Source organism: Flavobacterium sp. CFS9 (assembly GCF_041154745.1).
Lineage (GTDB): Bacteria > Bacteroidota > Bacteroidia > Flavobacteriales > Flavobacteriaceae > Flavobacterium.
The window spans coordinates 2,491,576-2,514,250 of the sequence record NZ_AP031573.1 but is presented as its reverse complement, the minus strand read 5'-3'; the positions used below and the strand labels follow the sequence as shown (position 1 = coordinate 2,514,250).

The window sequence follows — 22,675 nt, the reverse complement described above, 5'->3', positions numbered from 1 at the left end:
TGTCTAACGGTAAGGGCTCTAAACCAATTATTGGCTGCCTCCGGATTTACAAAAGAGCACCATAACAGCCCGGTTACTTTTTTCTTCATTTACAACCTGCTTATTCTTCCGGGCAGATTGAAACCGGTTTTGCAGGATCTGTTATTTTAATCTTTTGCACACAGGATGCCGAGATATTTCCGAAGGCATCTGTAGTAGTCCATACAATCCTTGTTATTCCTGCCGGATAAGCAGCGGTTAATGCCAAAGCATCCGAACGAACTCCGGTATAGGTAAAAGTAGTCGAGCAATTATCGGTAGCCGTTGGATATACAAGGGCAACTGTTGCACTAATTTTTCCGGTATCCACCGTCTGATTAATATCAGCCGGACAGGTTAGGATTGGTTTTTCAGCGTCGATAATTGTAATGGTTTGTGTACAGGACGACGAAATATTTCCCGAAGCATCTGTAGCGGTCCAAATAATGGTGGTTGTACCTATTGGGTAAGCAGCGTCTAGTGCCAAAGCATCAGAACGAACTCCGGTATAAGTAAAAGTAGTCGAACAGTTATCGGTAACTGTTGGGTTTACGATGGTAACGTTTGCATTACATTTTCCTTTATCGGTAATTTGGTTAATGTTTGCCGGACATGTGATAACCGGTTTTTCGATATCGGTAACCGTAATGGTCTGCGTACACGGTTCCGAAATATTTCCTGAAGCATCTGTAGCCGTCCAGGTAATGGTAGTTGCACCTACCGGGTAAGCAGCCTTTAAGGCCAAAGCATCCGAACGGACTCCGGTATAGGTAAAGGCCGCAGAACAATGATCGGTAGCTGTTGGGTTTACAATAGCAATGCTTGCGCTACAGGATCCTGAATCGGCAACCTGAGTGATGTTTGCCGGACATTTTATGATTGGTTTTTCGGTATCAGTAATGGTAATGGTCTGTACACAGGATGTTGAAACATTCCCGGCAGTATCTTTGGTCGTCCATGAAATGGTTGTTGTTCCTATCGGATAAGAAGCGGTTAAAGCCAAACCATCCGAACGAACCCCGGTAAAGATAAAATTTGCAGCACAATTATCGGTAGCCGTTGGATCTGCGATAATAACCTCTGCATCACATCTTCCTGTTTCAGCAGTTTGTGTAATGTTTGCAGGACATTTTATAACCGGTTTTTCATTATCTGTAACTGTAACGGTCTGTTTAGAAGACGCTGAAACATTTCCTGACGCGTCCGTGGCAGTCCATGTAATGGTTGTTGTTCCTATCGGATATGCCGTTTTTAAGGCTAAAGCATCTGAACGAACCCCGTTATAGGTAATAGTGCCAACACAGTTATCGGTAGCCGTTGGGTTTACAATCGTAACGCTTGCATCACATTTTCCTGTATCGGCAGCTTGGTAAATGTTTGCCAAACGGGTTATCACAGGACTCGTAGTATCAACAAATACTACCGTTTTTGTATCAGAAGTCTGTGCACAGGAAGTACTGCCATTTACAACTTTTACTTTATAATCCCCGCCATCTGTTACAACAAGTGCGACATTAGTCTGCCCAGGTATAATTGAACCATTTTTATACCATACATAACTTGGAACGGTGACATCGCTAGCTGCTGTTAAGGTGGTTGTTGAACAAGTTTTTGAGGTTTCCGATATAGTAATAATAGGTTTTGGATTCACTGTAACATTAATATCAGATAAACCACTTTTACATCCTGAGGCACTAATCTGTTCGATTTTAAATTTTATAGAATTAAATAAAGGTGAAGTGGTGTAACTTAATCCTTTGTTAATAAAACTCCCTTCCGAATCATACCAATTAACAGTAGCCCCTGGTCTGGCATCAGTAACCGTTAGTGTTACTGTATCTCCTTCGCAAACAGCATTAGCTGCACCACTAACTGTGGGCATACCCACAGTGGCCGTAAAATTTATTGCATCTAAAAAATTACCCATACTTGTATCACCATTTGCGGTTGAAATAGCCTCGAAAATGAATCTTGTACTAGTTTGGCTAACCGGTATCTTATAAGTTCCGGTATATACTTTCCAGGCTGTATTTCCTGTTGTGGCTCTTGTTACTTCGGTATAAGGACCTCCCGGAGGGCCGGCTTTTAACACCATAACATCGGTACCAGTTCTTCCCCTGTGCGCAAACGAATAATTAAACGTAGTAGCCTCTACGGTATCAAAATCCTGATACAATCCCGCTGCAACGTAAGCATTAAGTTCGGCAAACTGGTTCCCTTCAAATGGTACAAATCCCCATTTTTCTCTGGGCCAAATCTCTATCATTTGATCCGGAGCTGTCGTTTTCCATCCCGGAACCATACTTTGATTCACGATCTGGAGTCCAGAACCTACAGGATATTCAAAACTCGGATTTATGGTATTTACTGTACATTGACTATAAGAGAGATACGGAATTACAATCAATGCTATTTTAAGGAAAAAAGCAGGTATTTTAAAATACTTATTTTGCATATTATAATTTGTTATTTATTAAAAAATCAAAAATCTGAAACTGTTTTTATACCAAACAATCAGACTCTTTCAACTGTCTGTAATTTTTTTGATCAACTACTCCAAATGAATAGGCTGTATTGATTTATTTGCCTATTTAGTAAAGAGAGACTGCCTGGGATGAAAGTTCCCATAAACCAATTCTCCCAGTACCTGAAGTAGTTATAGGCTCTCTTCCTGATATTCTAAATTGAAGATTAACCGGATCTGTACTGCCTATACTATTGGTTTCTGCATTTGTTTTGGTATTTCTGTTAAAAACCAATAGACTTCAGGATTACCACTCGACCTTATTGTCATATCACTTGTACTGTTTAAAGGAACTCCGGAAATAATTAATCCTTTGTTATTCAATACCGTATCTAACACGGTATATCTATGTAGATTTAGCCCACTATCCAATCTGTACAGACTAAGTATTTTTTTTCATAATGCCTATTTTCAGACAAATGTCAAATAATGCTTATAATTTCAAAGTCAAAATCAACATCCTCAAAAAAGGACGTAATAAGTGCGTCTATACGGGTAATAACTGGTATTATAAATGGTTTTAGATGCGTTTAACTGAGGTACTAAACCAAACAAACACCACGTGAAAAAGGTGGTGTCAGTTGTAATTTGCTCCATTCTTTCAGACCTTTTTTAAATTTTTTAAGGTGAAATTTCTTCAAAATCAAATAATAAATTTATTTATTGTAAGAAAACTGAACTTATCCTAATAATACATTCGGTCTTTTTAGATATAGACAAAAAGCTATATTTTTGTTATAAACCGAAGATTTTACTTACTTCAATTAAAAGCCTTATTATGGAACAAGATATCCAGTTAGAAATTTACAAAATTCAAAAGCCTGAACCGTGGGCAAGTGACCTTAATGACAACCAGCTTATAGATTATATCAAAGAATCTGAATTCTCTCAAAAACAAGCAGAAGAGGGACGTGACTATTGTTATTTTTTAGATAAGATTTATTATACCAATGATAACGAAAACAGCGAATATGCCTGTGTGGCCTATACCTTAAATGAGCCTGCCAATTTGGAGAAAGCTTCTGTTGTGGATGTTGTATTGGAAGAAAGTGAAACTTATGTGATACACCGAATCAGTGTTTTAAGAGATGGTGTTTTAGTAGACAAAATTCCCGATACTAAAGTTAAAATACTGGACAGCGAAAATCAAAGCGGTGGTGGTGTTTTGAGCAGTAACAAAAAAATTAATATTACGATAAAGGATCTTCGTTTGTATGATATTTTGATTATGGAAGATTCCAGAATTAAAATTTTTACCGAGCGTGATTTTCTGCGCAAAGAATTCGCCAGATACGTTTGGGTAGGTCCTGACAGTTACTGGGCATACGGAAAATACAAATTCACTTTTATAAACGATCGCGAAAAGGCGGTTGCTTACAAAAAATCGTTCTTTAGAGATGAAGACGGAAATGTACTGGAACCACAGACCGCTTATTTGCAAAAAGGAGAAAAATATGTACGGGAAGAAGAGAATTACATCAATTTTGTAGATTCAAACCGTGAGGTTTCTTCATTTATAGATTTTACCACGGCTGCCGACTGGAAAGAATTATCCAATTACATCTCTCCTATTTATGAGACTATTTTCGAAAAATCTTCTCTGGCAGAATTTGCTCCGGAACTGGTTGAAAAACTGGACAAAATAGGTTCTAAAGACGATCAGCTGCAATTTGCAATTGAATATGTTCAAAACCATATCAATTATATTTACAATGCCGATGAAATGAACGGCCACAAACCGCAGGAGCCTGCTGTAACGTTTACTAACAAACAAGGCGACTGCAAGGCTAAATCGGTTTTACTAAAAGTTATTTTAAATTATATTGGTATTGACTCTTCAATTATTCTGGTCAATTTCGGTACTGATTTTTATATAAAATATTATTTACCGTCGTTACTGACTTTTAATCACGTAATTGTAAAGATCAATTACAAGGGTGAAAGCTATTTTGTTGATGCTACACTGCGTGATGAATTCGGACTGATTGAAAATCGTGGTTTTATTTTCTTCCTGCATTATCTGGAAGTGAAGCCTAATTTGGAATTACAACATAAACCTCCTTATCGTTTCCCTTATTATGCTATTGACGAAAAATCAGAGCTTATTGCGGAGAACAATGTGGGTAAACTAAAATTAACAACTACATACAAAGGAAATCGCGCCAACAGTATGCGCAGGTATTTCAAAAACACCAACAAAAGGGAGATCATTGACAGCTGGAACAATTTCTTCTTTTATACGCTAAACTATACGAATGACCGAAACGGAACTGATCTTCGAAAGATTTTTAAAGATGCTGTAATTGAAATTGTCAGTGATGATAAAAGACTGAATGAATTTAAAATTGAATATCAGACTACTATTGAAAACCCTTATTTCCTGGACGGGAAAAACAATCGTTTCCTGATGTATTTTGACTCTAATATTGTAAAAAACAGAGCTAGAGATTTTATGCATAAAGACATTTCTTTCTGGCACAATTTTGACAATGAACGATATGAAATCACTTTGGTAACGGATCAAAAAATTGATGTTACCGAGAAGTTTACGGTGCAGGAAAGTACGATCAACAATGCTTATTTTGATTATGTGAGCCGTAAAAAAATCAACAAAAACGGAGGAACTATTTACATCGACTATAAACCGCTGATTAACGTAGAAATTCCTGAAAAAGATTTTGAAGATTTCAGAGAGGCCCATAATGAAGTAGCCGACAGTAATTTTGGTATTGGAGTCGATATTATAGAGGACGGTTTATTGAATAAATTGAAATTCAATTTCAAAAAATTAGTAAAATAGTAGTCCCAAAAGGAGGTTAATTGTAGCCTACTGTTAAACACAAATTACACGAATGTGCACAAATTTAATACGTTAACCTTGTTTGTGAAATTAATTCCACAAACAAATTAGTGACAATTTGTGCAATTCGTGTTACTTTTTATAGTAATGATCTATATTACTACCTGTTAAAGAAGTTAAAGCAATTCAAAATCAGATTTTAATTTGATGTCAGCTGATGAAGCTCCGATCATGACTTCGAAGTCTCCCGGTTCTGCTGTCCATTCTAATTTATTATTGTAGAAAGAAAGTTTTTCTTTGTCAATCGTAAATTCTATTGTTTTAGATTCTCCCGCATTTAATTTTACTTTTTGAAAATCTCTCAATTCTAAAACGGGTCTTACCACCGATCCGAATTTGTCTTTTAAATACAATTGTACCACTTCTTCTCCTGCTGCTTTTCCAACATTAGATAATTGAAAAGAAACTTTAATAGTTTCGTTGGTTTTCATTTTTACTGCTGACAATTTCAAATCGGAATAATTGAATTTGGTATAACTCAATCCGTATCCAAAAGGAAACTTAGGAGAGTTTTTCAGATCTATGTAAGCCGAAACATAGTTTTTGGCATCTTCATCTTTAGCAGGTCTTCCGGTACTGAAATGGTTGTAATAAATCGGGATCTGCCCTACTTCTCTTGGGAAAGTCATTGGCAATTTCCCCGATGGGTTGTAATCTCCAAATAAAACATCAGCGATCGCGTTACCTGCTTCTGTTCCCAGCCACCAGGTGTAAACAATTGCCGGAACATGATCTGCCGTCCAGTTAAAGATAAGAGGTCTTCCTGCATTTACCAGAACGACTACCGGTTTTCCTGTGGCCTGAATCGCTTTTACCAAATCTTCCTGAACACCCGGTAAGTGAAGATCGCTTCGGCTTTTGGCTTCACCGCTCATATCTCGTCTTTCACCAATACTCAAAATTACAACATCAGCCTGTTGAGCTGTCGCCACTGCTTCTGCAAAACCGTCTTTGTTATCTCCGTCTACATCACATCCTTTGGCATAAAGCAGTTTTGTGTTTTTACCCACTTTGTTCTGCAGACCATCCCATTGTGAGACGATCCATTTATTGTAATCAACCTCGGGTAATTCTACAGACCAAAACCCCATATTTTCTTTGTACTCTTTCACCATTGGGCCAATGAATGCAATTGTTTTCAGGTGTTTAGACAGCGGTAATGTTTCGTTGTCGTTCTTTAATAAAACAATACTTTTCTTAGCTACTTCAAGAGCTGCTTTTCTGTTTTCCGGATTGTTTAAAGCTTTATCCGCTCTTTTTTGATCTGAATATCGGTAAGGATCATCAAATAAACCCAATTCAAATTTCTTGCGTAAAATACGCTTCACAGCATCATCGATCAGATCAACCGGTACTTTGCCTTCTTTCACTAATTCTGCCAAATGATATCGGTACGCATTACTTTCCATATCCATATCACTTCCGGCTGTAATCGCGGCAAGTGCTGCAGCTTTCAAATCTTCAGAATATCCGTGTGCTACCATTTCCCCAATCGATCCCCAGTCTGAAACTACGAATCCCTGAAAGTTCCATTTTCCTTTTAAGATATCACGCTGCAAATGCACATTTGCGGTAGCCGGAATTCCGTTTAAATCATTAAAGGAATTCATAAAAGTGGCTGCACCGGCATCAAGAGCTGCTTTAAAAGGAGGCAGATAGGTTTCTAAGAGCATTCGTTCGCTCATGTCTACGGAGTTGTAATCTCTTCCTCCCACAGCTGCGCCATAAGCGGCAAAATGTTTTACACAGGCCATAACCGAGTTCAGATCTCCGAGTTTATTTCCCTGAAAACCTTTAACTCTGGCATAGGCAATTTTAGAACCCAGATAGGTATCTTCTCCTGCTCCTTCCATTACTCTCCCCCAACGCGGATCACGGCCAATGTCGACCATTGGAGCAAATGTCCAGTGAATCCCACTTGCTGAAGCTTCTGTAGCTGCAACTCTCGCCGCCAATTCAATAGCTGCTAAGTCCCAGCTCGCTGCTTCGGCTAACGGAATTGGAAAGGTGGTTTTGTACCCATGAATGACATCCTGACCAAATAGTAAAGGGATTTTTAAACGGGACTGCATCGCCAGTTCCTGATATTGTCGGGTATATTTTGTTCCGGTTACGTTTAACATCGAACCTATTAGTCCTGCCTTAATCTCAACTTGTTTGTTGGCGTTTATCGTAATGGGACCTGTTGCTGCATTATCACCCGTGTATTGATTAAGCTGACCAATTTTTTCTTCCAGCGTCATTTTTTTCAATAGAGCATTTACTTTCTGATCTATTGTTTCTTGTTGAGCGGCCGCAAAAAACGATACCATCAACAGGGCAAATGTGGTTAATTTTTTCATTCTTGTTTAATTAATTTCGATAAAATCGAGGTAATTCTTTTATTCTTAAAACCTGTCTGAATAATACAAACTGTATATTAATTGTAGCTTTTCAATCATTTATACTATTCAGACAAGTATTAATTTTTTATATTTTTATAATAGTATGTGATTCAGAGAAACTATCAAAAGTAATACTAACATAATAAGTACCGCTTGCAAAAGAAGTCATATTATAACTATTATATCCGGTACCGTAAAATACGGTATTGTTTTGTAAAAGCTGTCCGTATTGCGAATAAATTTTAATGACTTTTGGACTGGATGTTTGTGGTACTATACTTGGATTTATTAAACTGATATCAAAATAAGAAGACACCGGATTTGGTGTAACTTTGAAATATGCTGTTGGCGGTGTATTAGGATTAGTTGGAGTTGGAGTTGTTGTTCCGTCTGTCCAATGATAGGTTCTCCAGTTACTCCACCCACAGGCATTTTTTACCCTAACTTTAAATTTTGCCGGATTATCCGTTGGATTTGCACCTGTTAAATAGATATTTCCTTGCGTACCAGTAGCAGTTGCACTATTATACAATCCATTGTTTAAAAAATAAAAGTTTCCTGAAATTTTTTCCCATTGCCAATCGGTACTTAAAGGAACATAACTTCCTATTGGAGCTGTTAAATTGTAAATCAAATAATTATTGTTTGCTGCATTATTTAATGCACAAGGGGCACTTTCCGTTGGGCAATAATAACCATCGATAAGAGGCATTGGGCTTCCTAAAATAATATTTTTTGTAATCGTTCTGGTTTCATTACAAGCATTTACAATTGTAGCAGTTAAGGTAACCTGCCCCTGGTAGGATGTTGATAAAGTTGTTGATGGACCTGTTGTATTGCTTAAAGATGCAATAATAGTATTAGGTATACTCCAGGATTGTATGGATAATCCGGGTTCTAAGCCAGAGACAGTATAAGAGGCGCTGGAACATACGGTTTCATTTCCTGCTATAATTGCTGCAGTATTAAATAATGTTCTGGTCACTGTTTTTGAACCAACTGCATTATAATTTGTATTTCCTCCCGGATTTTTCACTGTACAGGAAACAGAGAAATTCCCCGTCAAAGGAGGTGTTACATTTACTGTTGTGCCTGTAGCAGAACCCACTATTACTGCACCTCCGGTAACTGACCAGACTTTCTGATTAACGGAATCAGAACAACTAAATACCTGATTGTTCTGTGTACAGCTTGTTACTGTTTCAGGTCCGGTAATTACGGGAGGAGTTAATCTTTCTATAGTTACATTTTTTTCTGCTTGTGGCTGAAAAGTAAAATAACTAACATATTCACCTGTGCTTTTTATGATATATTTTCCGCTTACCTTAACTGTAATTTTATCTGTTTTAGAAGAAGAAGCATCACTCCATTGTATAGGTATCGTTTTAGGATTTGAATTGTTCAGAGTAGAATCATTATAATAACTGCTTTGGTTAGTAGGTATTCCTATGTAACCGGGAACGCTTCCGCCGCCGCCATTATAGCTGGTTAAAACAACCCATCCATCAATGAGGTAGCCATCTGCAGGGGTACCACTTGCATTTGATGGATAAACAGGATTAAATTTAAAGGTATAATTATAAGGAATCCCAACTTGTACAGACGATGGACCGGTTATATCAATCGAATGTTGGGCAACTAAAAAATTAGTAAAAACTAAACTAAAAAATAAAAATAAAGTTTTCTTCATAATAATAAAGTATTAATTTTTCTTTTCGCAATATGCCAGGCAGAAAATTATCCTCTTTAAATATTTTATTTTATTAATTCATTCCTCAAAGCTGTGAACTATTATTCCTAAATAATTCTATACCATTTTATATCTCCAAATTCTCCTTCTTTTTATTATTTAAATAGCAGCAACAATACCACCAATACCTTTTTTAATACTCGTTAATCTCTATCAAAACAGGCAAATGATCGGATGGATATCTTAACTCTTTTGAATCACTTAAAACTGCGTGTTTTTGAATTTTTAATCCGCTATTTTTTGACACAAAAATATAATCCAGCAACAAGGCCACAGGCTCATTGTGTTTGAATTCATTAAAGGTTCCCGAAGGACCAAAAGGCTTTTCTATCGAAACATCCCTGGTATCGTCCATCACCTTTTTGATCTCCACAATTTGTTTCGTATCCGGTACTGAATTGAAATCTCCCATTAAAAACACGGGATAATTTTTAGTATTGGCTTCCTTTATTTTTGAAAGGGCCAGTTCAACTCCTTTTACACGGGCTACCTCGCCTACATGATCAAGGTGAAGATTAAAAACCCAAAACATTTTTTTTGTTTTTAAATCTTTAAACAACCCATAAGTACAAACTCTGTTACAGGCAGCATCCCAGCCTCTTGACACTTTTTCCGGTGTTTCTGACAGCCAAAATGTATTGGTCTGTTGTACCTGAAAACGGTCTTTTTTATAGTAAATCGTACAGGCTTCTCCGGTTCCTTTTTCTTCTCTGCCTATTCCAAATTTAGTGTACTCCGGCAAGGCAGAAGCAATCTCTGTCACCTGATGGGGCAGTGCTTCCTGAATTCCAAGAATATCCGGACTGTAAAATCTGATTTGAGAATTAAAAAAATCTTTCCGGTTTGGCCAGGCATTTTCTCCGTCAGAAGCAACATCTAAACGGATATTATAGGTCATCATTTTTACACTTTGAGCATAAAATGAAGCGCTTACAAAAATCAGAAGCATTACGAGAACAATTGTATTTGTCTTTTTCATAGTAAAAAAATTTGATCCGTAAAGCTACCATTTCAGTAGTGCTAAAGAAAATATCAGCTCCAAAATAATGTTAATTTAACACCCTGCTAATATCACGTTCCGGTTCTGTTATCGTAATCTCCATTCTTTTTTTTCTTTAGAAATACCTTATTCAAACTTTTTTTCTTTAACTACAAAAAATCCAGATAATTCAGATTGAAACCTCCTTTTTCGAAAACCACTTTAATTTTTTGTGTTCCTTTATCTAGCGACACTCCGGACAACACAACTGTTTTCCATTTGTCATTTCCTCCCGTTACAGGTAATGTAATCGTCTGGGATTTCTTTCCATTTTCTGCTTCAAGATGTATTTTCCCTTCTGAATTTTCGGCCGAATATCGAATCGCTACTTTATATGTATTTTGCTTCTTTACTTCAGCTGTAAACTGCAGCCATTCTCCATCCTCAATAAATGAAACCTGATATCCGTTTGATCCGGCATCTTTACAGGGTAGAATGTCAACACCATCATTTCGCATCATATTTCCTTTATTCCACTCGTCAAATTTTCCGGTTTCGACTCTGTAGTTTATAAAATCTTTGTCTGAATAAGCCTTTTCATTTGTTCCTAAATCATACTGTGTTGCTGCAATTTTCCCGGGAATCAAATGTCGTTTATACGGTTTGGTATCGTTGGTCTGCACTTGTCTGAACATGGCATCGATCACATCCGGTTTTACGGTTACGTTTTCCATTTTGTAATTGTCGGCGATTTTCATTAAAGTTTTTTTCGCAAAATCAGGCTTTGGTTTCTCTCCGCCGTCCTTCCAGTACTTTAATAAAACATCGTATTCTGGAATCTTTGTAACGGAGGTCACTCCCGCGATATTCTCGATTTTTTTCATGGGCCAGAATGCCCAGCCTATATTGTTGTTTTCAACTAATGTCAATGCCTCTTTAAACCATACGTTCGAATTTTCTCCGCTTTCACCCAACCAGATCGGAACGTTGTATTGTGTTCTGTAGTCCAGCATTTTCTGAATGGAAGCTGTAGTATTGTAGTTCCAGTATTTGTGAAAACTCAAGGCCATATTTTCATCCCATAAAGGAAAAATTCCGTTGTAATTGTTTCCCCAACAGTTTCCTTCAATAAAAATTAAATGGTTGGTATCGACTTCGCGAATGGCTTTTGTAACGCGAACCATCAAATCTCTTAAAGGGCCGTTTGAGTTTTCATCGCAGCCGTTTTTATTGGTTCCGGTAAAATTCCAATTGGGTTCGTTGATAATGTCGTAGGCTCCAATCCATGGATTATCTCTGTAACGTGAGGCCAGTTTTTTCCATAAGGCAATCATTTTTTTCTCATTGGCTTCGCTCTCCCATAAAGATGGTTTTGTAGTATCATAATCCGAAATTGCGGCGTCATTCCCCTGACCTCCGGGAGCGGCATGTAAATCTAAAATAAGATACATTTTATTTTCGGCGCACCATTTCAGCAAATTATCGGTCATCGTAAAACCTTCTTCAATCCAGGTGATTTCATCTTTTTTTTCGGCTTCGATTGGTGGTGTGTACAAATTGTAGTGCATTGGCAAACGAATCGAATTGAATCCCCAGGCGGCTAACGAATCTACATCTCTTTTGGTAATTCCGTTTGCTTTGTAGGCCGCATAAAATTCTTTGGTTGCTTCTTCACCAATAACATCCTGAATCTTCTGTCTGATAACATACTGTGGACTTGCAAAAGGCTGCGTTTGTAACATATAACCTTCCTGAACCATCCAGCCTCCTGTTCCGAGGCCTCTTAGAATGATATTCTTTCCGGTTCCGTCTACAATTTTTTGCCCGTCTCTATGTAAAAACCCCTGACCGAAAGCGGCAAAGGAAAGTAGTAACTGTAGGGTAATAATTATTTTTTTCATGTCTTTCTAATATGAAATAGCTAATTTTCTTTTGACATTCAAACACCAAACATCTTTCCGGAAAGAACGATGTTTGGTTTCTTTACTGTAATAAAAAGTCCTTTTTAAGATTTCCAATCTGAATCGTAAAGGTTCCTTTTTCGGAAATCCATTTCAGGTCTTCGTTTACGAATTGCAAATCTTTTTGGTTTAAAGTAAACTTCACCGTTTTGGTTTCGTTGGTCTCTAAACTAATCTTTTCGAATCTTTTTAAGGCTTTAACCTCTGGTGTTATGGAGGCATAATTATCTGACAGGTACAATAAAACCGATTCTTTTCCGGCTCTTTTTCCAGAATTGGTAACATCAACTGTTATATTTACTTCATCGGTATTCGCAATTTCTGCTTTGTCTATTTTTAAATTCGAATAGGTAAAAGTGGTATAGGATAATCCCGTTCCAAATTCAAACTGAGGGGAATAACTTTTCTCATATTTAGCATCATTATTTTGTTCTTCATCTGCTAAACTTTCTGTATGTTTTCTGTTGTATTTTTCTAATGAATTAGGGAATCTCGGATAGTTATAAGGCAATCTTCCGCTTGGATTTACCTCTCCGTACAGAATGTCAACCAATGCTATTCCTCCTTCATTTCCAGGTAAATAACATTGTACAACGGCACTCATTTTATCTTCAAAATCACTAATTAGTCTTGGTCTTCCTTCGTTTAAGACCAGAATAATTGGTTTGTTTACTTTGGCTAAAGCAAGAGCTAATTTTACCTGAGATTTACTCATATAAAGATTACTGATATCTCCCGGAGTTTCAGTGTAGTTTTTCTCTCCAAGGCACAATACAATTTTGGATGCTTTTTGGGCCAGTTCAACCGCTTTTTGAATTTCGGCATCATCTTCTTTTTCGATATCTGCTCCGACGGTATAGAGTACATTTTCTTTCCCTAATTTAGCCTGAAAGGCTTCCAGAATGGTTAATTTGTCAGCAGCGTAAGTATCTGCATTTTCACCCTGCCAGGTGTACGACCAGCCTCCGTTCAGGTTTTTCATACTGTTTGCCGTTGCTCCGGTTACCAGAATTTTTTCCCCTTTGTTTAAAGGTAAAACGGCATCGTTATTTTTTAACAATGTAATGGATTCTGCAGCCGTTTTATAAGCTTCCTGAATGTGTTCGGCCGAACCAAATTTTGGATAATCTTTTAGATTGGCAACTGTATTCTGAAACAGGTTTAACTCGAATTTCATTCTCAGAATTCTGGTTACGGCATCATCAATACGGGACATTGGCACTTCTCCTTTTTGAACTAAATCGACAAGATCGGTGTAAAAAGTAAATTCTTCGGGTACCATACTCATGTCTATTCCGGCCATAACTGCGATACGAACCGCATCTCTTTTGGTCGCTGCAATTTTATGTCTGGTGTTCAGGTAAATGATATCTTTCCAATCGGTTACTACTACTCCTTCAAAACCTAATTCTTTTTTAAGAATGTCTGTAATCAGATGTTTGCTGGAATGCACCGGAGTTCCGTTAATTTCTCCGGAACTTACCATTACGCTTTTGGCTCCGGCTTTTATAGCAGCCTGATATATGGTTAAATCGTATTGTCTTAGAATACGCTCGGGAATAATACTTGGTGTCCTGTCTTTTCCGGTAGTGGTGCTTCCGTAACCAATATAATGTTTCATACAGGAGGCTACGCTATATTTTGATCCTACATTGCTTCCTTCAAAACCATCTACCAAAGCGACGGCCATTTTGGAAGACAAATAGGCATCTTCTCCAAAGGATTCCCACATTCTGGACCAGGCCGGGTTTCTCGGAAAATCCAAATCCGGTGAAAATACCCATGGAATGGAGGATGCTCTGGTTTCGTAAGCCGAAATTTCGGCCCCGCGTTTTACCAGCTCTGTATTAAACGTTGCGGCCAGACCAATTTGCTGCGGAAACAAGGTGGCTCCGGCAGTATAACTCGCTCCGTGTATGGCATCTATACCGTACAATATCGAAATTTTAAGTCTCGATTTGTTGGCTTCATTGGTAATGGCGGTCATGGTTTCCTGCCATCTCTGAAGGGTTGGTGCTCCCGGATTGGGCACATTCAGAATAGAACCGATGTGATATTCCTGAATTCCTTTTTTTAATTTAGCCGCATCAAAATACCCCGGTTTTTTTGCATCTTCAAAAACAGTAACTGTAATTTGAGTCATTTGCCCCACTTTTTCTTCCAGCGTCATTTTTGATAACAACTCTGAAACTCTGGCATCTATTTCTGCTTTTGTTTTCCTGGCTTCCTGACTCCATACTGCTCCACAAAAAAATAGAGCAACTACTATAAACTTCGTGTTTTTCATTGTATTTCTTTAATTTAATATGCTGTTAAAAGAGGCTAATACACTAACGTTTGCATGGCATGAGCCGGTATGGTAAGCGTTTTTTTCATCACATTGATTACTATTTCGTACACCACTTCTTTGTCTGACTGATTCATTACAACTGTGGCAATTTTTCCGTTTGTATTGAGAAAAGAAGTACTTAATACACTTTTGTTGCTTATTACATTTCCAATTCTCTTCGCTCCCGGTTGGATGAATTTTGAAAAATGTCCAATATAATAGTACATCGGTGTGTAGATCAGTTCATCTTTTGTAGTGTCAGCATGAATTGGGGCAAAACAAAAATTACCGACGTGATTAGGCCCTCCGTTTTGATCCAGCAAAATGTTCCAGTCCGTCCAGCCTACCGTTCCGTTGTTAAAATCATTGATCATATTGATTCCGTATCGTTCCGCATTTCCCCAAAACTGGAATTTCGAAGCATCAAATTTTTCCACACAGCCTTCAGTAAAAAGCAGGTTTTTGTTCGGAAAAGCTTCGTGTACTTTCCCCACGGATTCAAATTTCGGACTTCCTCCGTTCCAGGTTTCATACCAATGGAATCCAATTCCCCAGGCATATTTGGAAACTTCAGGATCAGAAAAAACTAAATTGGCTCTTTTTTCGAGCATGTCTCCGCGGTTATGGTCCCAAATAATGATCTTTTTAGATCCCAATCCTTCTTTTTCTAAAGTAGGTCCCAGAAAGTTTTTCAGAAAATCTCTTTCGGCTTCCGGAGTGTAAATGCAGGACTCCCATCTCTGACTTGCCATTGGTTCGTTTTGAATTGTCAGTCCCCAAACCGGAATTCCTTCTTTTTCATATGCTTTTATAAATTTAGCATAATAATTGGCCCATGATGGTGCAAACTCCGGCAATAAAACGCCGCCGTGCAAAATATCATTATTGTCTTTCATGAAAGCCGGGGGACTCCAGGGACTAACAAATAACGTTAATTTCCCGCCGGCTGTTTCAATTGCTTTTTTGAGTAATGGGATTCGGTATTTTTTATCGTGGTCAATAGTAAAGGTTTTCAGTTCCTTGTCGCCTTCCTGAATATAAGTATAACTTTCGCTGCTAAAATCACAGCTATGAATATTGGTTCTGGCCAAAGAATAACCTATTCCTTTGTTTTTGTCGTAGTAGGCGGTTAGGAATTCCTGTTGCTTTTTGGATGACAGTTTAGCAAAAACTTCGGCACTGGCATCGGTAATCGCTCCACCAATTCCCAAAAAGGTCTGATCTTTTTTTGAAGGATCAATCGCAATTGAAACGGTTAATTTTTTTTGTTGTGATGCTTTATTTAAAATTAAATCATTGGATAATGACAATCTTAATTGGGTGTTTTCGGCAGTAGTATATACCTGTATTTTTGGGTTTGATTTAGATGAGGGTGCTGCTGACTGCGCTCCAACTTTTGAAGAAGAAACGAACTGCAGCACCAGTAATGGGGCGATTAAAACTCTATTGATGGCTTTCATGGTACACTCAAAACGATTTCATTATTATTAAAAAGCAAGGGGCGAAACGGACGAATCAGCTTGCCCCTCTAACTAACTCCAAATTTTAATAGACCAGCGTTTGTATCGCGTGTGCAGGAATTTTTACAATGGTCTGTTCTGTTGCAATAATAAAATTATAGGTAATAGCATTGTCAGTATTGTTCATCACTACAGTCGCCATTTTTCCGTCAGTATTTAAAAAAGAGGTACTTGACAAATAACTGCGGCTCACCGAAGTGCTTACACGAACGGCATTCGGACGAATGAATTTTGAAAAATGACCGATATAATAATACGACGGGGTGTAAATCAATTCCCCTGTAGTGGTATCTGCATGTATGGGTGCGAAGCAAAAATTGCCTACGTGGTTTGGTCCTCCGAACTGGTCCAAAAGTATGTTCCAGTCTGTCCAGCCTACGGTTCCGTTGTTAAAATCATTGATCATAGAAGTACCGTATCGTTCTGCGTTTGGCCAGAATTGGTATTTTGCAGCATCAAATTTCTCAACACAGCCCTCCGTAAAAATGAGTTTTTTGTCCGGATATGCTTCGTGTACTCTTGCGACATTGTCAAACATTGGCTGAGCGCCTGTCCAGGTTTCGTACCAGTGAAACCCCATTCCCCAAACATATTTAGAAGCTTCCGGGTCGGAGAAAATGACATTGGCTCTCTGTACCATTAAATCACGATTGTGATCCCAGGCAATAATTTTCACCTTCCCCAATCCTTCTTTTTTTAAGGTTGGTCCAAGGTAATTCTTCAGGAAATCTCTTTCCTGTTCGGCGGTGTACAAACAGGATTCCCAGGTTTGAGTAGCCATGGGTTCGTTCTGAACGGATGTTGCCCAAATTGGAATTCCTTCTTTTTCGTATGCTTTTATAAATTTCGCATAGAAGTTTGCCCACGGCTGATAAAATTCCGGAAGTAATGTTCCTCCTTTGAGTACATTTTTATTGCTTTTCATAAAAGCATTTGGTGACCACGGAGTAGCATAAGTAATCATTTTTCCGCCAGCCGTTTTTATGGCCGCTTTAATCATTGGCAAACGGTATTTGCGGTCATGATCAATCGAAAATGTTTTTAAATCTTTGTCGCCTTCTTCGATATAAGAATAACTTCCGCTGCTAAAATCAGAACTTTGAATAGTTGTTCTTAGCAATGAATATCCAATTCCTTTTTGAGTATCGTAGTAGGCGTTTAAGAATTCTGTCTGTTTTTCTTTTGATAATTGGGCAAAAATTTCGGCACTTGCATCGGTAATTGCACCACCAATCCCCAGAAAACTCTGGAAACGTTTGGAGGGTTCAACAAAAACGGACAGCTCTGTTTCTATAGGCTGTCTGGATGCGGTAAAACTTAAATGATCTGTTGGGGTTAATCTTAATTGTGTATTCGCTGCTGTGGTGTAAACCGTTATTTTTTTATTGGTAGTGGTAAATTTTTGTTGCTGTTTTTGGTTTTTCTGTTGTGGAAAAACAGATAAAGAAAAACATAAACAAGTAATAATATAGCCAATCTTTCTCATTGAGTATGTTTTAATAATTGAGACTTTGATCAAATTTCTTAGTCAGATGATTTCCGGTTTGATTTAAAAATAGCCCATACTCATAATGATTATGGGCTATTTACAACCAACCTTAAACTTAAACTTAACTTACTTTATTATTGTGGATATCCCTGATTTTGAACCATTTTAGTGTTATTAAATTCACTATATGGAATTGGGAATGCTTCATTTTTATTAGCTGTAAATCCTTTGAAAGCAAGTTTGGCAGCAGCCTGACCTGTTCTCACCAAGTCAAACCAACGGTGACCTTCACCTGCAAGTTCTAATCTTCTTTCTGCAAGAATAGCAGCAATAGAAACCGGTACAGATCCTAATCCAACTCTTGCTCTTACAGCATCTAAAAGTGCCTGAGCTCTGGCTCCTGTTCCTCCTAAAGCTTCAGCTTCTAACAAATAAGTATCTGCTAAACGGATAACATAAGTATTAATTCCAAAATTCAGGAAAGGATTAGACGCCTTAATGTCAGCATTAACCGGTGCGTATTTAATAAAATGATACCCTGTTTCGTTATAACTGTCTGTATAGGTTATCGAACCGTTTGGATCATCATTTCCTGTACCTCTCAAAGGACCTGCATCAAAAATAGTGGAAGCATAACGAGGATCACCTTTTAAAGCAGCTTGTAAATCTTTAGTAACCACCATGAATCCCCAACCATTGATATAGTCCGGTAATCCTGCGTTGATCCCCTTAGTTTTTCTGGAATAATCTCTGATTCCCATTAACTGAGCTGCTACGTTACCTTCATCGTCTCCTCTTTCAAAATTACCCCAATCTGCATTTGACTTGTCTGAGTAACTAATCTCAAGAATAGATTCTGAATTAAACTTATGCTGTTTGTCCCACAAGTCAGCAAAACTGCCCAACAATTTGTAACCATAACTGCTGGTTCCACCCGGAGTACCATTAACTAAGGCTAATTGAGTAGCAGCCTCAGCCTTTTTATTGTCATACAAATAGGCTTTTCCTAAAAGTGCTGTTGCGGCTCCTTTTGTTAATCTTCCTAATTCATTAGTAGGTAATGTAATTGGTAAATTTGGAATAGCTTCGTTCAGATCTTTTTCAATCTGTGCATATACTTCTTCCGGTTTAGCCTGTGTAATCTCAGAAATCTGACTTTGCACTACCGGTGTTAAGATTAATGGAACATTTTTGAACATTCTCACCAAATCTAAATAGTAATAAGCACGTAATGCTTTTACTTCTGCCATAAATCTTGCCTTTTTAGTTTCATCCATAGGAACTGCAGGAAGTTTTACGATCATGATATTACATCTGGCTACTCCTTTGTAATAATCTGCCCAAATATTTGGCGGGATATTAGTTGGAGTGATTGAATAATTAGATGCTACCTGAAGTCCCGGCTGATCACCTGCTCCTCCTCCTCCTGCATAAAAATCATCTGATGCAGAATTTAAGAATAACAACGGTGCATTTTCCATTGCTCCGGCATATTTTCCTATTTTATCATAAGCTGCTACTAAACCGGAGTAAGCTTCTGTTTCATTTCTGTAAAAATTATCTTCAAGTACTACACCATCCCCTTTTACCTCGAGTTTTTCATCGGTATCACACGATGCAAGTGCCAATAACACTCCAAATGCGATAAATGATTGTTTAAAACTTATAAGTTTCATAATATTTTATTTTTAGATTAAAATTGCACATTAACTCCTAACATATACGACTTTGCCTGAGGATAAAAACCTCTGTCAACACCTTGTACATTGTTCATCCCAGCCGTTGTAGGTCCACCAATTTCAGGATCAAAACCAGTGTATTTTGTAATGGTGAATAAATTTTCTCCGGTTACATACAATCTTACTTTTGATAATGCGATACTGTTGATCCATTCTTGTGGGAATGAATACCCAAACTGAATCGTTTTGAATCTGAAGAAATCACCTTTTTGTAAATTAAAATCTGATGGATTGGTAAAGTTTTTATTGGTATCATCTGTTGTAACTCTAGGATAAGAATTGGTTGATCCCGGACCTGTCCAACGATTTAAAACTGAAGTTTGGTAGTTTGCATTTGTGATATCTAATCTTCTTAATCCCTGATAAATCATATTTCCACCGGCACCCTGACCAAAAACCAATAAGTCAAACCCTTTATAATCTACGTTTAAAGTTAAACCGTAAGTAAATTTAGGTAATGAAGATCCTAAGAAATCTCTGTCGCTGCCATCAATTTTACCATCTCCGTTTAAATCCTGCCAACGGAAATCACCCGGTTTAGCATTTGGTTGTATCAATCCTCCTGAAGCATTTTTATAAGCATTTACTTCGTCGACTGTCTGGAAAATTCCGTTAGTTCTAAATCCGTAGAAGGAGTTATAAGCATGACCAACTTGTGTTCTGTTGATTTCGTAAGAAGTCGATTGTACTGTTTCATCACCGGCGATGAAATTAACTCCTTTATCTATATAAGTAATTTCATTTTTGATGTAAGAAAAGTTTCCGTTTACAGACAGGTTTAAATCTCCAATTCTTTTACGGTAGCCCAATTCAATATCAATACCTTTATTCTGCATGTCCGCCAGGTTAGCATAAGTATCTCCACTTGCTCCAACAAATCCCGGAATTGGCACTTTCATTAAGATACCTGAAGTCTTTTTGTTAAATAAATCTACGCTTAAATTAAAATCATGGAAAAGCACACTTTCAAAACCTACGTTAACTTGTTTTGTTTCTTCCCATTTCAAATCAGGGTTAGCAATTGCATTAGGGCTTTGTCCCGGAGTAACGATTCCTCCGATAGTATAATTTCTTTTATTCCCAATCGTAGAAAGATATAAGAAATCCGGAGATGAATCGTTTCCTGTAACTCCATAACCTCCTCTGATTTTCAGGTTACTTACCACATTATTTTCTTTCCAGAATCCTTCTTTAGAAGGTACCCATCCCAAAGAGAATGAAGGGAAAGTTCCGTATTTATGGTTCGGACCAAATCTTGTAGAACCATCGCGACGAATAATACCGGTCAGGATGTATTTTTCTTTGTAGTCATAGTTTAATCTTGCAAATAAAGATTCAACTCTGTGCTCTACAGCTAATGAATTGTAAGCATTAACAAATTTATCTGTAAGCGGGATATCTACATTAAAAGAAGCTTCTGCGTGAGTCGTTGCAGGAATACCCTGGTAAGTAGCATCATTACCTGATGTGATGTTATCTACATAAGTTCCTTTTCCTAATAAAATACTGAAGTTATGATCGCCTAATTTTTTAGCATAGTTTAAAGTATTCTCCCAGTTCCAGCTAAATGATTTTTTGTATGATCTGAATAATTCATTTTTATCTCTCTTCGTAGCTCCGTTCAAAAAGAAAACCGGAGTAAAGTTATCAGATCCATAGTAAGCTAATTTTGCACCGGTAGTAGATCTAAATTTCAGACCCGGTAAAATCTCCGCCTCAATAAAGATATTACCCACAAAATTATCTGCAAAATCATTATTCCCTAGTCTGGTTTGAGTGTAAGCCAGCGGGTTTGTGTTTTCCTGAGTTACAATAGTCGAAATACCATAGTAGTGACCGTTTGCATCCTTAAGTGTATTTGGATTAGCATAGATAGAACCCGGCCCTGTTTTAGACGGATCCGTTTCGATTACCGGAGTTAGCGGATCTAAGTTGATTGCTGATGCCAAAGGCCCTCCAAACTCATCATTTGTATTACCAATACCAATCGTTTTTTCATTAGAATATCCTAAAGTTTGTCCAACTTTAATGTACTTACCAATTTTGTGATTAGAATTTAATCGGATATTTTTTCTTGTATAATGAGAGATATCAGTAGTAACAATACCTTCCTGATCTGTTATACCAAAAGACATGTAAAATGTAGAAACATCATTACCTCCGCTAAAACTCAATTCGTGAGAAGAACGCTGAGCGTGATTGTTAAAAATAGCATCCTGCCAGTTTGTTCCTTTTCCATAGTTTATTAAACTGCCATCACCATTTTTGGTTGGGAATTTTTCACCTGTTCCTCCACCATTAGTAAAAGCCTCGTTCATTATAGTAACATATTGGCTCGCATTTAATAAATCTATTTTTTTAGCAGCCTGGGAAGTTCCGGCAAAACCAGTATAGTTTACAGAAATTTTACCCGCTTTACCTTTTTTAGTCGTAACCAAAATAACTCCGGCAGCAGCACGAGAACCATAAATAGCACCCGAAGCACCATCTTTTAAAACCTCGATAGACTCGATATCTGACTGATTTAAATATCCAATTCCGCCATTGTCAACTACAACACCATCCACAACCCACAAAGGATCATTATTATTCAACGTAGTAAAACCTCGAATACGTATGGTAGAAGCTGATCCCGGCTGTCCTGCATTTGCTGCAATAGAAACCCCTGAAACCCTTCCTTGTAACGCTTGTTCTACCCTTGTTATAGGGAGACTCTCTAAGTCTTTTGCCTTAACACTGGAAATAGAACCTGTAACGACACTTTTCTTTTGTGTACCATATCCTACTACTACAACTTCATTTAAGGCCTGAGATTCTGCTTTTAACTTAACATCAATTTTAGTTCTTCCATTTACAGCTTCCTGTACTGTATTGTAACCTACAAAACTAAATGTTAAAATACCGTTTGCAGGAACATTAATCTGAAATTTTCCATCGAAATCAGATGCTGTCGCCTTATTTGTGCCTTTTATTAAAATAGACGCACCCGGAACTGGCATTCCATTTTCATCATTTATGATTCCGCTTACTGTAACATCCTGCGCCATGGTGACAACTGAAAACAACAGAAACGAAAAACAAAAAATAAGTAATTTTGTTAATTTCATTTTTCTAAAAATTTT

12 protein-coding genes are annotated in these 22,675 nt (G+C 37.5%); 1 reads left to right on the top strand and 11 read right to left on the bottom strand.

Annotated elements, in window-relative coordinates:
• Nucleotides 1–100 precede the first annotated feature (100 nt).
• Both ACAM30_RS10910 and ACAM30_RS10905 read right to left on the bottom strand, forming a co-directional pair.
• Nucleotides 101–2,473: an HYR domain-containing protein gene (locus ACAM30_RS10910; protein ID WP_369618516.1), complete on the bottom strand. Its 2,373-nt coding sequence runs from the start codon at nt 2,471–2,473 to the stop codon at nt 101–103.
• Between the two features lie 136 nt (nt 2,474–2,609).
• Nucleotides 2,610–2,777 (bottom strand): hypothetical protein, encoded by a 168-nt coding sequence (locus ACAM30_RS10905; protein WP_369618515.1) that lies wholly within the window; start codon nt 2,775–2,777, stop codon nt 2,610–2,612.
• A 543-nt stretch (nt 2,778–3,320) separates the two neighbouring features.
• Here ACAM30_RS10905 and ACAM30_RS10900 point away from each other — a divergent pair.
• Nucleotides 3,321–5,342, top strand: coding sequence for a DUF3857 domain-containing protein (locus ACAM30_RS10900; RefSeq protein ID WP_369618514.1), 2,022 nt, complete (start codon nt 3,321–3,323; stop codon nt 5,340–5,342).
• A 176-nt stretch (nt 5,343–5,518) separates the two neighbouring features.
• Here ACAM30_RS10900 and bglX read toward each other — a convergent pair whose 3' ends face one another.
• From bglX to ACAM30_RS10855, 9 genes are all read right to left on the bottom strand, one after another.
• A complete protein-coding gene (gene bglX / locus ACAM30_RS10895; RefSeq protein WP_369618513.1) occupies nt 5,519–7,744 on the bottom strand; it encodes a beta-glucosidase BglX in 2,226 nt (741 codons plus the stop codon).
• A gap of 127 nt (nt 7,745–7,871) precedes the next feature.
• Nucleotides 7,872–9,476, bottom strand: a complete 1,605-nt coding sequence (locus tag ACAM30_RS10890) for a T9SS type A sorting domain-containing protein (protein ID WP_369618512.1) — start codon at nt 9,474–9,476, stop codon at nt 7,872–7,874.
• A gap of 193 nt (nt 9,477–9,669) precedes the next feature.
• Nucleotides 9,670–10,515: an endonuclease/exonuclease/phosphatase family protein gene (locus ACAM30_RS10885; RefSeq protein WP_369618511.1), complete on the bottom strand. Its 846-nt coding sequence runs from the start codon at nt 10,513–10,515 to the stop codon at nt 9,670–9,672.
• A gap of 170 nt (nt 10,516–10,685) precedes the next feature.
• Nucleotides 10,686–12,416 (bottom strand): cellulase family glycosylhydrolase, encoded by a 1,731-nt coding sequence (locus tag ACAM30_RS10880; RefSeq protein WP_369618510.1) that lies wholly within the window; start codon nt 12,414–12,416, stop codon nt 10,686–10,688.
• 82 nt (nt 12,417–12,498) lie between these two features.
• The gene (locus ACAM30_RS10875; RefSeq protein WP_369618509.1) at nt 12,499–14,763 is read right to left on the bottom strand and encodes a glycoside hydrolase family 3 N-terminal domain-containing protein; all 2,265 of its coding nucleotides are present in this window, start codon (nt 14,761–14,763) and stop codon (nt 12,499–12,501) included.
• A 35-nt stretch (nt 14,764–14,798) separates the two neighbouring features.
• Nucleotides 14,799–16,265 carry a glycoside hydrolase family 30 beta sandwich domain-containing protein gene (locus tag ACAM30_RS10870; protein ID WP_369618508.1) on the bottom strand — a complete coding sequence of 489 codons (1,467 nt, stop codon included), beginning with the start codon at nt 16,263–16,265 and terminating at the stop codon, nt 14,799–14,801.
• An 85-nt stretch (nt 16,266–16,350) separates the two neighbouring features.
• Nucleotides 16,351–17,811, bottom strand: coding sequence for a glycoside hydrolase family 30 beta sandwich domain-containing protein (locus ACAM30_RS10865; RefSeq protein ID WP_369618507.1), 1,461 nt, complete (start codon nt 17,809–17,811; stop codon nt 16,351–16,353).
• Between the two features lie 137 nt (nt 17,812–17,948).
• Nucleotides 17,949–19,490 carry a RagB/SusD family nutrient uptake outer membrane protein gene (locus ACAM30_RS10860; protein WP_369618506.1) on the bottom strand — a complete coding sequence of 514 codons (1,542 nt, stop codon included), beginning with the start codon at nt 19,488–19,490 and terminating at the stop codon, nt 17,949–17,951.
• A gap of 17 nt (nt 19,491–19,507) precedes the next feature.
• The gene (locus tag ACAM30_RS10855; protein ID WP_369618505.1) at nt 19,508–22,660 is read right to left on the bottom strand and encodes a SusC/RagA family TonB-linked outer membrane protein; all 3,153 of its coding nucleotides are present in this window, start codon (nt 22,658–22,660) and stop codon (nt 19,508–19,510) included.
• Nucleotides 22,661–22,675: the final 15 nt, after the last annotated feature.